We start from the raw sequence: 16,410 nt of genomic DNA, 5'->3' as shown, positions 1-16,410 counted from the left end.
CGTGCGGTAATCTTAGCTGTGGAGGCGGCACAATTCGAGTCATTGCTGTGGACCGGTGATTCGTGAACGCAGGGCGGTGACGACTTCCGCATCCTCGATCAGTTCGGCCAGGGTCATCAGGCTGGTACGAAACTGAAAATCATCGAAGGCGTCGGAAGAGCGGTTCATTTCCATGATCATCTTCGACAGCGGGACACTGACCTCGTAGAGCTTGAAAAATCGTTGAGACTCTTCTGCCTTACCCAGTCGCCGGCAAATGTCATGAATCTGAAAATGAACCTTCCACCAATAGGGATCAATGGCGTAAGCGCGGAGCGACAACTCCAACGCGGATTCGAAATCATTTTCAACATCGGCTTTCCAGGCTCTCGCACGCCAGATTCGAGCATCTCCGTCGGCTGCTTCCTGCGGTACCGAAGCAAGCAGCCGAGTCACTTCATCAATGTTTCCATCTTCGATGGCGAGGTTAATAAAGTAAGCCAGTAGTTCCAGGTTGTGTGGGTACCGTTGCAAAAGTTCCGTTGCCTCTGGAATGTGCGCATAGTTCTCGGCTTCTTCCAGATTCGACTTGGCTTCAGACATGTAGATCTGCATTGCACGAGCGACCTGGAACGTTTCGTCGTCAGGATTCCCTTCCAGCCAGAACGAGTTGTTACGATAAAGCGATGCACCGTAGAACCAGCTTGCGCTCGCGAGATAAACATACGCTTCCGGGGATTCACGACGGACACGGATTGCTGCTCGAATTCGTTTGACCAGTTCCGCACGTTGAAGCGTCATGGCTGCAAAAAAGATGGACTGCTTGTGTGCGAGCAGAACACGCGGATCGAGCGAGATGATTTCGTCACAGGTCTTAAGGCCGTCCCATGGCCGATTCAGATACTCAAACTCCAGTCCCGCTTTTCTCGCCAGAGAAGGAATTGCGCGCCGGTCCGTTCTGGGAATGCTACCAAGACACTTGGCCATCAGCTTCCAGTCCTGAACTTCTTCCGCCGCTTCCGCTCGAAACAGCCAGGGTTCTGCACGCTGGGGTTCCAGGTAGGACCATCGCTCAGAGGCCTTCGCCAGCTTGTCCCACTGTGAGTTTCGTGAAGCTTCATAACAGAGCGAGGCCAGCGACTTGACAGTTTTGGCCTGCCAGACCTGATGTCCCCAATACGCGAGCGGTACGACCAGCAGGATGATCAGCATGACCCAGATTGATCGGCGGTTTCTAACCCCAGCGGTATGCTTCATTCCTGGTCTCGCCGTTTCACGGTTGCTCACTTGTCGACAGGGGGATTTCGTGGCTCGTACCACATCGCAAGGACTGGGCCCGATCGACTGACTCAATCTTACTCCGTTGCCGAAGATCGGGGTTGTTGAATCAGCATCATCGAATCTGCTGTGACATCGGGAATCTGCTGCACGGTACCGTCCGGCCAGCGAATCTCCAGCGAACACGGGCTGGAATCGTCGCCCAAGCCGAAGATGAGAGCAGGTTCATGTGCGGAACAGTAGCTGTTCCCCCCCAGCATCTGCTGGGTCAGAGTTTTTTCTCCCTGTCGCAGGGTCACACGTACCCCGACACCGCGACGATTTGTGTTGCACTGAAATCGAAGCTTTAACCAATGCCCTCGAACCGATTCATTGCGCAGCAGCGCCGTCGGCGATTTTTGATGCACGACAGCCAGGTCCCAGTCACCATCGTTGTCAAAGTCGCCAGAGGCCACTCCGCGCCCGAGTCCTTTTCGCTGAAAGTAGGGTCCTGCGATCTGAGAGAACTCGACAAAACGCGTCCCCGCAAAGGAGAAGAGCTGAGCGGGCATTTCATGCAGATCCCCCTGAGAGCTCCAGTCATCAATATGACCGTTCGCGATAAAAATGTCTTCGCGGCCATCCTGGTTAAAGTCCGTCATCACCGTTCCAAACCCGAGAAAGGGAATGACAGGGGTGTGGAGGCCGACCAACCCCGTTACGTCCTGAAAGCCCGTCGGTCCCAGGTTCTTGTAAAGCGTGTTCGATTCTTTGGTGAAGTGGGTGCTGTAGAGATCCAGCCAGCCGTTATGGTCGAAATCCCCGGCAGCGATTCCCATACTGGCCTGGGGATGTCCTTCGCGGCTGACCGCACAACCCAGCAGCATTGCCATTTCAGAGAACTGACCATGGCCCTGATTGATGAACAGGAAATTCGGAGAAGTGTCGTTCGTGACATAAATATCGGGCAGGTTGTCGTTGTTAAGATCTGCAATCACCACTCCCAGACCCTTGTTCTCAGGTCCGAACAGGCCCCGCTTTTCAGCTTCAGCCGTGAATGTCCCGTCTCCCTGATTGAAATAGCACTCGTCCGGAACTCCCGTCATGTTCTTGGGATGGCAAGTGCCGGGACGACCATCCGCGCGGAGGCACGGAACGGGGTTATGTACGTCGTAGTCCACATAATTGCAGACGTACAGGTCCAGATCACCGTCGCCATCGAGGTCACCCCAGGCAGAGCTGGCGCTCCAGAGGGGATTCGCAACTCCGGCGGAGTTTGCAATCTCGATGAACGTCCCATCTCCCATGTTACGGAACAGGGAGTTGGGTCCTACGTTGGAAACATAGACATCATCGAATCCATCGTCATCGAAATCGGCGACAGAAACGCCCTGACTGTATTGCGACTCGTGGATCGTCGCAGGAACAGTAACCCGTTCAAACCTCCCCGGTTCCACCTGCCGGAAGAGTTGATCGAGAGGTTGAGTATCATTGGAAGAATCGACCGGATTTCCACCCTGGCAGAGATACAGATCAAGCAGATGGTCTCCGTCGTAATCAATCCAGCCCGCTCCACCTCCTGTGGCTTCCACCATCAGGACTTTTCCCTGTTCGCCGTTATCGTAAACGAAGTTCAATCCCGACTGTTCGGCAACATCGGCGAAGACAGGATTGGCGATCGGTTGCTCAGACCGTGGTCTGTTAACGGTCGATTCGGGCGCCCCCTTTGTTACTGAAACCGTAGAGGTCGAAGAATCAACAGGGGCTGTGGAGGTCTTGGACGTACAACCGCAGACCGCCCAGACGCAGATACCAAGATGAAACCAGCGCGGCATGTCCCCGCATCCCGTGGACTTAGATGATGTCGTGATGAATGTGAGCTGCAGAAAAGAGAGAATCTCGCCCCGCATAGGGGCGAGATTCATGTCTGGAACTCAGCAGAGGATGGAGTGAACCACCTTCTAGAATTCGCCAACTGTTTCCGAGTTGCCGCGGGTCGAAATGGCCTGCAGCGTGACACCCGAAATGCTGTCGCTGATAAATCGCACAGCGCCGTCACACATCAGGACGTGAGCCCCACCAACGTGAGTACTGCTGATGCCGTGACATTTGTGTGAGTCATGACCGGCAACCATGCTTCCGTCGAGGTTGAACGAGAAGTTCTGGTTTACGAGGTGCGCGGCCGTCGAGATGGCCATAGGGCTGGCCCAGGCAGCATCGCCAGAAACGCTGGCTGGTCGGCGAGGACCAGAAGCGAAATGCTGGTCTTCCATGATCAGAATCGTGTTCGAGGTTCCATCGGTAATGTCGCGCATCTTCGCGGTGCCGAGCAAACTGAAAACGCCATTCTCACGACAGAGATAAGCGGTCTCGTACATTGAGGCCCAGATGGCCTGGCCGACAATTTCAGTTCCGCCACCGTTACGCGGAGTTGGAACGGCGGGACAGTCGCGCCAGTCGCCGTAGGTGAATCCCATGTTTCCAACGTAATCGGTACGTCCCGAGGTATTTCCGGGAACGGAAGGTTGGCCTCCACCAGCAGCACCGACGTCGACATAGACGAGTGAAGTCTGTGGGTTGCTGGGGCACATGAAAGCTGCCATGCCGCGCTGTGCCAGCAGTCCATTGTAGCTGCTACCCCATCCAGGGATTCCACTTGGAGCATTGGCAGACAGGTTGTCGGTGAAGTTGAACTGGTTGTACAGAGGAGCCTGGTCAATGTATGGCAGAGCCATGATCATCCAGCCGAAGCTGCCAGGGCCCCCTTGCCAGGAACTGCTCCCCTGCCAAGCCTGGATTGCTCGTCCATCGGTGTTCTGCGGGAACTGACCTGCAGTGTCATGGTAGTTGTGGCAGGCCAATCCGAGTTGCTTGAGATTGTTCTTACATTGTGTGCGGCGGGCTGCCTCACGAGCCTGCTGCACAGCGGGCAGCAGCAATGCGATCAGAACTGCGATGATCGCGATGACGACCAGGAGTTCGATCAGGGTGAATCCACGAAAACGAGTCTTCATTTGTCTAGATTGCTCCGCGTTAACGATGTCGCCAAATATCGCGACTCATACAGTCCTGTCCTCCACGTTGAAGGACACCCATCAGGTGAGCTCAAGGCAACCAATCAGTCGAATGAGAAAGAGAAAATTGCGCTGCTGGTTTTGAGCTGCCTTTCGAACGTCACAGCGGCACGATGTAAATTGCGGCGCGCTGTGATCTTTTCGACCAACCTGAGTTCCTTCGGTAATTCTCAATAGAAACTTCGGATAAGTCAAGGAGAGACGTGTGATGGCCGAAGTCCTTCGGGGAATTCCGTTTTTTTCCGTGCGACCAACCTTGAAATTCGGGTGGAGTTTGTGTCGGCCTGAGTGCGGTCGCGATTCAAATGTTCTTCTGGAGTGTAAGAATCGCACTGGAAACCCGTGAACTTTCGCTGCCCATCATTTGAAAATCCCTTGTCCGGATGGTATCCCACCTTATCTCTGCGGCGCCACGCGGTCCCCTGATTCCCGTCTGGCCACGTCTCACGAGAACGTCACTCACCGTCAATTTGCGACTAAACTACAGAACGGAGTTCTAGCGGATGAGTTCAGACACTCCTCCACAGCAACGAGATTTCGACAACGGAGAAGCACCACGGAAGAAGCGAGGAGTGCCCGAAGGACTCTGGATTCAATGTGATTCCTGCAAAAGTACGGTGTACCGAAAGCAAGTCGAACAAAATCTTTATCTGTGCCCTGATTGCAACCACCATTTCATCGTTCCTGGCCGGGTTCGCATTCAACAACTGCTCGACGAAGACAGCTTCGAAGAATGGTTCACCAACCTCGCTCCGAAAGATCCGCTGGGGTTTGTTGATTCCAAGCCTTACAAGGTCCGTTTGCTGGCGGAACAGAAGAAGACCGGCTTGAAAGACGCGTGTATTGCAGGCCGAGGTTACATGCGAGGGCGACCGCTGGTCTTCGCCCTGACGGACTCTTCTTTCATCATGGGAAGCATGGGATCTGTGGTTGGTGAAATGCTGACGCGGTCCGTCGAGGAAGCCACCCGACTCAAGTTGCCTTTGGTGATCGTGAGCGGATCCGGGGGTGGTGCTCGAATGCACGAGGGGATCCTCTCTCTCATGCAGATGGGGAAAGTCAGTGCCGCACTGGCTCGGTACCAGTCTTCAGGGGGGCTTTTTATCTCGGTACTGACCAACCCGACCATGGGGGGGGTCGCGGCGAGTTTCGCATCGCTGGGTGACATTACCCTGGCCGAACCGAAAGCCCTCGTTGGTTTCGCGGGTCCACGGGTTGTCCGGGCTACCTGCAAAATCGATCTTCCTGCGGGATTTCAGACAAGCGAATTTCTGTTGACACATGGTTTTATAGACAGGATCGTCCCACGCCCTGAGCTGCGTACAGAGATCTCTCGTATCATTGATTACTGTGGTGTGTAGTTCGGTCGCGTTGTTCACCTGCGAGCTGAAATTGGAGCAAGGAAACCCATGTTGCAATTCCTCAAAGCGCTGCTCAAACGCAAGCCCAAGGTGAACAAAGTCGACATCGGGTCGCGCTTTCAACTGATCAGTCGCGTCGGTCAGGGAAGCATGTCGAAAGTCTGGCGTGCGACCGACCGCCGTACAGAGAAGACGGTCGCATTGAAGGTGCTCGACATCGAGAAAACCGAGCGACTGGAATCCCGCTTCTCTCAAATGAAGAGTAAGAAGCCGACGGAAGGGGAGGTTGCAATCACATTGCAGCATCCCCACATCGTCAAAACCTTCGAACATGGAATCACGACGAACAATGAACAGTTCCTCGTGATGGAATTCATCGAAGGAATGTCGTTGAGCTATCTGATTGACGTTCAGAACGACGTCATGAAGAAGAATCGGTTGAAATTCATCGTGGAACTTGGCGAGGCCATCGAACACTTTCACCGACAAAACTGGATTCATCGGGATATCTGTCCGCGCAACATCATCGTCGATCAGTCGCTCAACACGAAGCTGATCGATTTTGGCCTCGTCGTCCCCAATACCGCGGAGTATCAGGCGCCAGGAAACCGTACTGGAACGGCAACCTACATGGCTCCTGAACTCATCAAGCGTCAGAAAACCGACCAGCGCATCGACATCTTTGCGTATGCGGTGACCTGCTTTGAGATGTATACGAAAGAGCTTCCGTGGCCGGGTGGAGAAACGCTCGAAGCTGTCGTGCAGCACATTAACCTGCCCCCCAAAGAACTTCAGAAACTGGTCCCGAGTATCGACCCTCTGGTCGCGGAAACCATCATGAAAGGTCTCGCCGCGCGGCCCAATGAGCGCTGGTCCACCATGGGACAGATGCTGAAACCGCTGCGTGAAGCACTCCACAATTCGCAAAGTCAGTAAAACAAAACCGCCACTATCGTTTGACAAGCGGTATCTCCCTGATATTCTGCATACCACCCAGACGGGACAATCAGACAATTCTCCCCAATCTGACATTTTGAAAATTGTCTCTCGGCGACAGTTCTTCTCAGAACTGCGAGGGAAGGATTGGAGGGGCCGAAGGTCGGCTTCTCCAGGTTCAGCACCCGTGATCGCTTTGAAGGAGTTTACTTATGAGTCGTGCCCTTGGTCTGTTGGCCGCAGTTGCTGTTGTTTTTTCAGCTGTTTCTTCGGTCGAAGCCGGCCGTGGCTGCCGCAACGCATGCCGTCCTGCCCGAGTTCACCATCACCGAGCTCGTTGCTGTCCAGCACCGACCTGCGCAGCACCAGCAGTAAGCTGTGCCGCTCCAGTTGCAACCTGCAACAGCTGCTCAACCGTTAGCGCTGTTCCAACCTGCAGCAACGGCTGCAGCTCCACCACCGTTGTTTCGGGCGGCTGCCCAGGTGGTTGCAGCGCTGCTCCAGCAACCGTCATCTCGACCGGTTCACCTTCGTACGCCGCTCCTGTCCAGAACGCTCCAGCTCCTCCAGCTGAAGCTCCAAAGCCAGCCGACGCTCCGAAGCCAGCTGAAGCTCCAGCTCCAGCTCAGTAATTTCCGCATCGCAGGAATGACTGAAATTCAAAGGGTTCGTACTGAATACTCAGTGCGAGCCCTTTCTTTTTTTACTTGTTGCCAGCAAATTGAACGGAAAACCCAATTACGGAGGATTCATGCTCGAGTACGTCCAAACCGCAGAAGAAGCCGCACGACGCGCGGGCCATGTTTTGAGGGCCTGGTCTTCAAAGTTCACTGTTCGAGAGAAAAGTCGATCGAATCTGGTGACCGAGGCGGATGAAGCTGCGCAAGCGGCGATCTTCGATTTTATTCGGGGACGGTACCCGCAGCATGCCTTCTGTGGCGAAGAAGGGCTGTCGGTGACCGACACCGACTCTCCGTATCGGTGGGTCATCGATCCCCTCGACGGAACAACCAATTACGTTCATGGCTTTCCGTATTACTGCGTCTCGATCGGTCTGGAATGCCGCGGCGAAGTGATTGTCGGCGCCGTGTTCGATCCTGTGCACGATGAGATGTTTCTGGCGGTCAGAGGGGAAGGGGCCAGTCTGAACCGACGTCCGCTACGGTGTTCGGGGGTGACGGAGTTGTCACAAGCGCTCCTCATTGCCAGCCTGCCCGTCGCAACGACCGGATCCGAGGATGCCGTCCGCCGCTTTCTCAATGTGCTCCCCCACGCTCAGTCCGTACAAAGAACCGGGTCTGCGGCACTCAACCTCGCCTATATCGCCGCGGGACGACTCGAAGGATTCTGGTCCACCAGCCTGAAGCCATGGGATATGGCTGCGGGAATTCTGCTGGTGGAAGAAGCGGGCGGACGTGTTTCCAAGATTGATGGATCCCCGTTCCAGCTCGAACAGCCGAACCTGCTCGCGACAAACGGTTCTGGAATTCACGACGAGTTACTACCGATTCTCGTGTGATCCTGCCAGCGGATCTCAGTTTGGCAGTAACCCGCTTGAGTTTCTCCAGGTATGGACCAGCAGCGCTCGTATGCGGGCTCGCTCCGGCTCGCATACTCTTTAGCTCGTTGAGACAGCCCGAGCCGTGACTTAGTGGGACGACACGTGCATCCGAATTCCAATTGCGTACGGGCTCGAAGCCATGGGACTGAACAGAAAACCTGCGTTGAAACAGCCGTGAGGCAACTTCGCAACCTGCTACAGAATTCCTTCGCCCCATTCCTCCTCAGCAGGCTCTACGGGAATCTCTTCAGGGACCGGGGCAGGGGGAGCAACCAGTTCACTCTCTGGTTTAGCGCCGGCTGCCTTGATCTCAGGCTCCTGGTCGCGCGCGATTGCCGGCTTAATGATCGTGGCGGCAGGCCGCGTTGGCTGAGGTGGAGTTGGTTCGATTCCGAAATCAATCGGACGTCGCTCGACATCGCTGGGGCGCTGGAGTGGACGAGGTGTCTGGATCCGTTCCGACACGATCTGCATCCAGCGATCGGGTTGGCAGTCACACTGAAGCGACGTGATCTCGCCTCCGAGCTTGCGTTCGCGTCCACACTGCGAGCATCGCCAGGTTCTTCTGACATCTCCTGCGGTTTTGTAACCAGGCCCTCGCATCCTTCGACACCTTTCACATCAATATTTCAATCCGTCGCCGGGATGCCGATCGCTGGCACCGAGATTCCCGTCGGCATCCCGGCTCATGACTGCAGCCCCCCCGAACGTCCCCTTGAATTCGCTTCGGGTTTCAGGGAAACGAAGGATATCAAACGGAAACAGTCAGGTCTCTACCCGTTGTTCGAACCTGAAATTAGAATAGCTTGTCATAGAATACTGATTCGGCTCTGACAAATCAAAATTCCTCAAACGGACATTGCATGACATCACGTCGCATGCTTGTGACTTCGGCATTGCCCTACGCCAATGGCCACATCCACTTGGGCCATCTCGTTGAGTACATCCAGACAGACATCTGGGTTCGCTTCCAGAAGCTGCGCGGCCACCGGTGCATCTACATTTGCGCTGATGACACGCACGGCACCGCGATCATGATCCGTGCCCGACAGGAAGGCCGTAGCGAAGCTGCGCTCATTGCTGATATGCGTGAATCGCATCTGAGAGATTTCACAGGGTTTGGAATTGCTTTCGACAATTACGGCAGCACGCATAGCGACGCGACGCGAAAGATTTGCCACGAGGTCTGGGCCGCGCTGCGGTCTGCTGGGCTCATTGTGGAAAAAGACGTGTCCCAACTCTTCGACCCTGTCGAGAAGACCTTTCTCGCCGACAGGTTCGTAAAGGGAACGTGTCCGAAATGTCACGCCCCCGATCAATATGGCGACAACTGTGAGAAATGCGGATCGACGTACAGTCCTGCCGATCTCATCAACCCCGTCAGCACGCTCTCAGGAGCCACGCCTGAACTGCGTACCGCCAAACACCTGTTTGTCGAGATTGAGCAACTGCGAGACTGGCTGACGGAATGGACTCAATCCGGTGATCATCTGCAGGACGAAGTTGCGAATTACCTGAAGGGACACTTTCTCGGCGAACCTTTACGGAACTGGGACGTCTCGCGACCTGCCCCGTACTTTGGTTTTGAGATCCCCGACAGTCCGGGGAACTACTGGTACGTCTGGTTTGATGCCCCGATCGGGTACATCGGGTCTACCGCCGATTGGTGCGAACGTACTAACGAGAATCTTGATGACTGGTGGAAGAATCCCCAAACGGAGATTCACCATTTCATCGGTAAGGACATTACATACTTCCATACACTCTTCTGGCCCGCCATGTTGAAAACGGCGGGACTTAACCTGCCGAAAAAAGTTCACATTCACGGTTTTCTCACTGTGAACGGCGAAAAGATGTCAAAATCCCGGGGGACGTTCATCCAGGCGTCGACGTACTTGCAGACGCTCGATCCGGCCTATTTGCGTTACTACTACGCCTCGAAGCAGGGATCACGGCTGGACGATCTGGATCTCAACCTCGAAGAGTTTGTCAACAAGGTCAATTCGGATCTGGTCGGCAAGGTGGTCAACCTGGCAAGTCGCACCGCTCGATTTGTCGAAGTGACCGGATTGTCAGCGGTCTATCCCGACGACGGCGGGCTGTTCGCAGAGTGCGCCGCTCAGTCTGAAGCCATTGCCTCAGCTTACGAAGCGTGTGACTTCAACTTGGCCATGAGAACCATCATGGCGCTGGCAGACCGGGCAAATCAGTATGTCGAACAGACGGCCCCCTGGACGCTCAAGAAGGATCCCGGCAAGGCTGCTGAACTGCAGCAGGTCTGTACAGTGACACTCAATCTGTTTCGGCAGATTGTCGTGTACCTTTCCCCCGTCTTGCCGTTGCTCGCAGAGCAAGTTGGCAAGTTATTCCAGCAACCGATTACGAATTGGAACGATGCTCAGACACCGCTGGTTGGAACGCGGGTCTCGAAGTTTGAACACCTTATGAAGCGAGTCGAACTCGCACAGGTCAATGCCATGATTGAAGCCGGTCAACAGTCCGTCCCCGAAACCGCAGGTGCCGCACAACCTGCTGAGTCCGCACCGGTCTCGCAGTGGAATGATGGTCCCGAAGCGCTCGCCCACGAACCGCTCCTTGCCGAACATTGCACCATCGACGACTTCACGAAAGTGGATTTGCGGGTTGCTCGAATCGTCGCAGCGAACGCCGTCACCGGTGCCGACAAATTACTGCAACTCACCTTGAGCATGGGGGGCGACGGGACGCGAAATGTCTTCGCAGGAATCAAGAGTGCCTATGCGCCAGAAGATCTGATTGGACGTCTGGTCATTTTCTGCGCTAACCTCGCGCCCCGAAAGATGAAGTTCGGAGTCAGCGAAGGAATGGTCCTCGCCGCAGGCGCAGGGGGAAAAGAGATTTACCTGCTGAATCCGGACAGCGGAGCCAAGCCGGGCCAGCGAGTTCACTAAATTGATGAGCCAATCGGCGTGTAGATTAAGGACCAGAGTCGAGCAATACTCTGGTCCTTTTCTCTGCCCCCAGTTCCCCCGATAGCAAAGTCCTCATCGCCATGACGAATCGCCCCGTGGAGTCAGAGAAATTTCGTTGTCCCTGGGCGCAGGGGGATGAGTACGTCGCCTATCATGATCAGGAGTGGGGAGTTCCCGTCCACGATGATCGGTTACTGTTTGAGTTCCTGATTCTGGAAGGAGCCCAGGCGGGGCTGAGCTGGATCACAATTCTCAAGAAACGCGCCGCCTATCGCCGACTGTTCGATGAATTCGATCCCGCTGTCGTCGCAGGGTACGACGAGGCCAAGTTCGAAAGTTTGATGAGCGACGCCGGAATCGTACGAAACCGGCTGAAGATTCAATCGGCCATTGGCAACGCGGCCGCCTTTCTGGAAGTCCAGCAGGAATTCGGTAGTTTCGATCGATTCATCTGGGATTTTGTCGGCGGTCACCCTTTGCAGAACCGGCGTCAATCTCTCGCCGATGTCCCGGCGAGTACTCCCGAGTCGGATGCCATGAGCAAATCGCTCAAAAAACGTGGTTTTCGATTTGTCGGGACCACGATCTGTTACGCGTTTATGCAGGCGGTCGGTATGGTGAACGATCATCTGGTGACCTGCTATCGCCATCGTCAGCTTCACCCCAAATAAGAGTCACCTCGTGAATGATTCTGTTGCCGAGTGGGCTGTCTGCATTCGCAGAGGCAATCCGCAGAGGCACAGATGAGAGCTGTCGGGCAACCGGTTGCTTCTGATGAAACGCACCTCTTGGGCAGTCCGGAGAGAGCGTATGGCGTATCTGCCGCCTGCTACGCGCCGCCATGGCTGTTGCGGGCTTCGAAGAGATATTCCCGCGTCACGTCTGCGACCTTCAATTTTTGCCTGTGATAGTATCCGGATTATTGAAGGGGTACGATTTTCAGCAGTGATCACTCAACTCACACCTGCCGATGTGCGATGGCCGACCAAATTCGGCCCGAACCGCTCAGAGGCATTTCTTAGGAGACATGAATGACGATCAAACGTTGGACTCCTGTGGCAGGAAGTATTCTCCTGCTGGGGGTGGGAATTTTTGAGTCGACCAAGTGGCAGACCGCTCATTCGCAGGAAAAGCCCAACTCGCAGCAGAAGCCTCTCACCACGACCTCTGAACCCATCGTGGATTCGCTGAAAGCACTGGCGCTGAAATTCGAGAAGGCATTCAACGCGGGTCGTGCACAGGAGATTGTGACGCTGTTCGCTCCGACGGCGGAAGTGATCGATGAAGAGGGGGACGTCATTCAGGGCCGTCCCGCGATCGAGGCCAGATTTGCGGAGTCATTCAAGAGTTACCCACAGGCACAGATTCAGATCGAAGTAACGTCAGCGCGGCAGTTGAATCCTTTTCTGGCGATCGAAGAGGGGACCAGTACCCTGACGCTGGAACCGGGAGAGCCTCCGGTTCGAAACCGATATACGGTGATCCACGTTAAGAGCGACGGCGTCTGGCAATTCGCCAGTGTCCGGGATTTTCCGGCTGAACAACTGGAAACGGCTCACGACCACTTACTGCAGCTCGGCTGGCTGGTGGGCCAGTGGGTGGATGAAAGTCCCGAAGGGCGTGTCGAGTCCACCGTGCGGTGGTCAGAAGACAAGAACTATCTGCTGCAGGAATACGTTGCTCGAAATCGCAATGGGCGCGAGCTACGGGGAGTGCAGCGGATCGGCTATGACCCCCTGCGAAAGACCATTCGAGCGTGGGCCTTTGATCACAGCGGTTCGTTTGCCGAATCCGTCTGGACGCCTGTCGAAGGTGCCTGGGTGATTGCTGCAGAAGGAGTCACGGCGGCAGGCCTCTCTGCGCATGCTACGCGGGTTCTGACGCCATTGACGACCGACTCTTATCAGCTTGATTCCTCAGGGCAGGTTGTCGGTGGGGAAAGGCTGGCCGATTCGTCGATTCGTGTCGTCCGCGTGCCTCCCCGACCGGCTGAGTAGTTACGTCAGTTTGACGACTTCCCGGTGATTGAACGGACGATTCCAAGTACCCCGAAAATCAACTCAAAGAGCATGACTATGAATCATCGAGCGTTTCCTCAGTGGCTTCGCTATGGGTTAACAACGGTCCTCATTTTTTCCATCGCGGGAACCGGCCCGGCTCTTGGGCGTGGAGGAGGCGGTCGAGGTGGGGGATTCGGAGGCGGAGGTGGCGGTTTCCGCGGCGGAAGCCCGGGAGGATTTGGAGGTGGAGGCGGACGCGGCTTTGGAGGCGGAGGCGGAGGTGGACAATTCGGCGGAGGGGGTCGACCGGCGGGCGGTAATTTTGGGGGCGGAAACTTTGGGGGGGGTGACCGGTCCTTCGGAGGTGGAGTTGGCGGCGAAAGACCCATCGGTGGAGGCAGCTACGGGGGCGGATTTAGTGGAGGACGTCCAGGCGAATTCGGTGGTGGAATCAACCGCCCCTCCATCGGCAGTGCACCGTCGTTCGACCACAATTTCGGCGGGGCCGGCCGGGGATCCATTCCGATTGACGCTGGCGGGATAGGTGGCAACCGGGGAATTGGATCGCGTGATGGCATCGGTTCCGGAGTCGGAATTGGGTCGAAGGGAGGATTTGGCGAGCGGCCGTTGACCGGCAATGACGGAGTGCTCGGCAATCGAGGTGCACGTTTACCTGGTTTGGATCAAGGAGGGTTCGGTTCAAGACTTCCCAATCAAGGGGCGGGACTGCAGGACCGGATGTCAAATCGCCCCCGGTCGACAGAAGACCGGCGATCCGATCTGAATCAGCGAATGGCCAATGGTCGTCAGGACTGGCAGAACCACATTCAAAATCGGCAACCCGGAAATTACGATCATTTCAACGGACGCCACGAGGACTGGCAGAACTTCACCAACTCCTATCACTACCACTATGGAGCGTGGTACCACGGCTGCTGGCATGGAGGCTGGTATGGAGGATTCGGCTGGGGCAACTGGAACAATCTCTGGAACCGTTACCCCGTCGCGGCAGCCTTCGGACTGACGGCCTGGGGAATCAATCGCATGGCCTACGGATTCGGGTATTTCCCCTACGTGAATCCCTACTACACTCCCGCGATCGTTGGGACGGCCGGCTACGATTACTCGCAGCCCCTCGTGAGTTACGCTGACAGCGATCCGGGCACGGGATTCGGTACGTCAGTCCCATCCGGCGGTACGGTCGCAGATTCGGGATCGAGTGATTCTGCAATCGGAGTAACGAATTCACAGCCTTCGCCTGACGATCCCGGTATGACGGCCTTCAGCAGTGCGCGCACTTCGTTCTATAACGGCGACTATCCGTCAGCTCTCAAGTACCTGGACACAACACTCAAGACGATGCCGCGTGATGCGGTCGTGCATGAATTTCGAGGTCTTGTTCTCTTCGCCACGAAGAGTTACCCCGAAGCGGCCGCCGCCATCTACGCTGTTCTTTCCGCAGGCCCCGGTTGGGATTGGGCCACGATGAGCAGCCTCTATCCCAACGTAGACGTATACACGCAGCAACTTCGACAACTCGAAGCATTCACAAAATCAAACCCAGACTCGCCGGACGGACATTTTCTGCTCGGGTATCACTACCTGACGACCAACTTTCCCGAGGCTGCCGGGAAGCAGTTTGCACTTGCAGCGAAATTGCTTCCAAACGACCGGCTGCTCTCGCAACTCGTCAGTATGACCAGCCCGACTGATGCGGCGAAACCCGCTGAGACGGTTACCGCACCGACTCCTATCCCACCTGAAAAACTGCTGACGACAGATAAACTGGTGGGATCCTGGAAGGCAAGCGGCAACGGGGCAGACTTCACACTCGAGATGACAAAAGAAGGAAAGTTCGTCTGGACCTGCGTGCGAGGTAAGGACACCCAGACCGCGAAAGGGGTGTTCGCCGTTGATCAGAATAATCTCGCCATGCAGCCCGACACCGGAGGGACGATGCTGGCAGAAATTGATTTTCAGAGTTCCGCGCAGTTCAACTTCAAGATGATTGGCGGCGATGCCAATGATCCAGGATTGAACTTCACCAAGTAATCCGCACGTGATCCCGACCACTGCGCGCTGAAGTGGCTTCCCTTACGGGGGCTGCTTCAGCGTCATTTTTTGGAGGCACCTTCCGAATGAAAGGAAACCGATTCTGCCTGTCAGATCGAGTAATCCGGCGCCGGTGGCATGAAGACACGAACCCTTCGAGCGGCAACATACACCCGGTCACCGGGATTCAGTCGTAATTCGGCATACCTCTCGAGATTCAGGTCAACATTCAACGCCAGACCGAACTGTTCCGAGAAGACACGCACTTTGGCGACCGAACCGGCCGGATTCACCTGCATGACCCGGACTTCCAGACTCGAGGTCCCGCAGGGGGCGTGGGAGATATCGAGTTCGTGAGGACGGACGTAAGCCGTCGCGATTCGGGATTCGGCATGCGGGTACTCGGGATACTCGATGTTAAGTGCACCCAGCATGGCCATGCCGTTCTCGACACGGCCGTGGAACACGTTCACGTTGCCGAGAAAGTCCATCACAAACGGCGTCGCGGGATGATCGAAGACCTGCTGAGGCGTCCCTGCTTGCTCGATGTGTCCGGACTTCATAACGACGACGCGGTCAGCCACTTCGAACGCTTCTTCCTGGTCGTGCGTGACGAAAACCGTCGTCAGATGAATTTCGTCATGGAGTTGTCTGAGCCATTGGCGAAGTTCCTGTCGGACCTTGGCATCGAGTGCGCCGAACGGTTCGTCGAGCAACAAAATTCTGGGCTGCACCGCCAGAGCACGAGCGAGGGCGACACGTTGCCGCTGACCTCCCGACAGTTGTGAAGGGTAGCGTGAGTTGAGGCCTTCCAGACGAACGAGGTGCAAAAGTTCGTGGACCCGCTTTTCGATTTCCGAGTTTGGCCGATGGCGAACCCGCATCCCGAAAGCGACGTTCTCAAACACCGTCATATGGCGGAACAGGGCGTAGTGCTGAAATACGAATCCGACCTGCCGGTCTTTGGGCGATTGCTGAGTGACGTCTTCATCCTGATACAGGACTGTGCCACTGTCGGCTGTCTCCAGACCCGCAATGATGCGAAGCAGTGTCGTCTTACCCGATCCAGACGGACCTAACAACGCGAGCAACTCACCACTGGGCGCTTCCAGACTGACGTCGTCGAGTGCGGTGAAATTCCCGAATTTCTTGATTAGGTTCTTGACGACGATGCTCATGAGACAATCCGGTGGAAGAGGAAGTACGAGAAGAGTTTTATTGCGGAGGCGGTTTCTGCGA

Annotated in this window: 12 protein-coding genes; 7 read left to right on the top strand and 5 right to left on the bottom strand. The window is 55.8% G+C overall.

Annotation, left to right across the window (positions count from 1 at the left end):
- Positions 1–39 precede the first annotated feature (39 nt).
- From ACGY09_RS01095 to ACGY09_RS01085, 3 genes are all read right to left on the bottom strand, one after another.
- Positions 40–1,236, bottom strand: coding sequence for a tetratricopeptide repeat protein (locus ACGY09_RS01095; protein WP_373651911.1), 1,197 nt, complete (start codon positions 1,234–1,236; stop codon positions 40–42).
- Between the two features lie 98 nt (positions 1,237–1,334).
- Positions 1,335–3,071 (bottom strand): CRTAC1 family protein, encoded by a 1,737-nt coding sequence (locus tag ACGY09_RS01090; protein WP_397570149.1) that lies wholly within the window; start codon positions 3,069–3,071, stop codon positions 1,335–1,337.
- Positions 3,072–3,197: 126 nt separating this feature from the next.
- Positions 3,198–4,250: a DUF1559 domain-containing protein gene (locus ACGY09_RS01085; RefSeq protein ID WP_373651913.1), complete on the bottom strand. Its 1,053-nt coding sequence runs from the start codon at positions 4,248–4,250 to the stop codon at positions 3,198–3,200.
- Positions 4,251–4,813: 563 nt separating this feature from the next.
- Between ACGY09_RS01085 and accD the strand changes: the two genes are divergently transcribed.
- The 3 genes from accD to ACGY09_RS01070 all read left to right on the top strand — a co-directional run bounded on the left by accD (position 4,814) and on the right by ACGY09_RS01070 (position 8,126).
- Positions 4,814–5,671 carry an acetyl-CoA carboxylase, carboxyltransferase subunit beta gene (accD, locus tag ACGY09_RS01080; protein WP_373651914.1) on the top strand — a complete coding sequence of 286 codons (858 nt, stop codon included), beginning with the start codon at positions 4,814–4,816 and terminating at the stop codon, positions 5,669–5,671.
- A gap of 48 nt (positions 5,672–5,719) precedes the next feature.
- Positions 5,720–6,607 carry a serine/threonine protein kinase gene (locus ACGY09_RS01075; RefSeq protein ID WP_397570148.1) on the top strand — a complete coding sequence of 296 codons (888 nt, stop codon included), beginning with the start codon at positions 5,720–5,722 and terminating at the stop codon, positions 6,605–6,607.
- Between the two features lie 751 nt (positions 6,608–7,358).
- Complete coding sequence (locus tag ACGY09_RS01070) at positions 7,359–8,126, top strand: inositol monophosphatase family protein (RefSeq protein ID WP_373651916.1); 768 nt, start codon at positions 7,359–7,361, stop codon at positions 8,124–8,126.
- Positions 8,127–8,363: 237 nt separating this feature from the next.
- Here the strand turns inward: ACGY09_RS01070 and ACGY09_RS01065 are convergent, their stop codons facing one another.
- Complete coding sequence (locus tag ACGY09_RS01065; RefSeq protein WP_373651917.1) at positions 8,364–8,771, bottom strand: hypothetical protein; 408 nt, start codon at positions 8,769–8,771, stop codon at positions 8,364–8,366.
- 260 nt (positions 8,772–9,031) lie between these two features.
- On the opposite strand from ACGY09_RS01065, the gene metG reads away from it, so the two are divergent.
- From metG to ACGY09_RS01045, 4 genes are all read left to right on the top strand, one after another.
- Complete coding sequence (metG, locus tag ACGY09_RS01060) at positions 9,032–11,098, top strand: methionine--tRNA ligase (RefSeq protein ID WP_397570147.1); 2,067 nt, start codon at positions 9,032–9,034, stop codon at positions 11,096–11,098.
- Positions 11,099–11,214: 116 nt separating this feature from the next.
- Entirely contained in the window at positions 11,215–11,790 is a 576-nt protein-coding gene (locus tag ACGY09_RS01055; protein WP_397570146.1) for a DNA-3-methyladenine glycosylase I, read from the top strand.
- 360 nt (positions 11,791–12,150) lie between these two features.
- Positions 12,151–13,116, top strand: coding sequence for a YybH family protein (locus ACGY09_RS01050; protein ID WP_397570145.1), 966 nt, complete (start codon positions 12,151–12,153; stop codon positions 13,114–13,116).
- Positions 13,117–13,194: 78 nt separating this feature from the next.
- Complete coding sequence (locus ACGY09_RS01045) at positions 13,195–15,171, top strand: tetratricopeptide repeat protein (protein ID WP_397570144.1); 1,977 nt, start codon at positions 13,195–13,197, stop codon at positions 15,169–15,171.
- A gap of 110 nt (positions 15,172–15,281) precedes the next feature.
- Here ACGY09_RS01045 and ACGY09_RS01040 read toward each other — a convergent pair whose 3' ends face one another.
- On the bottom strand, positions 15,282–16,349 hold the full coding sequence (locus ACGY09_RS01040) for a sulfate/molybdate ABC transporter ATP-binding protein (protein ID WP_373651922.1): 1,068 nt from the start codon (positions 16,347–16,349) through the stop codon (positions 15,282–15,284).
- Positions 16,350–16,410: the final 61 nt, after the last annotated feature.

It is taken from the genome of Schlesneria sphaerica (assembly GCF_044336245.1).
GTDB lineage: Bacteria > Planctomycetota > Planctomycetia > Planctomycetales > Planctomycetaceae > Schlesneria > Schlesneria sphaerica.
The sequence above is the reverse complement of the archived record's forward strand: the minus strand, read 5'-3'. Positions and strand labels throughout refer to the sequence as shown.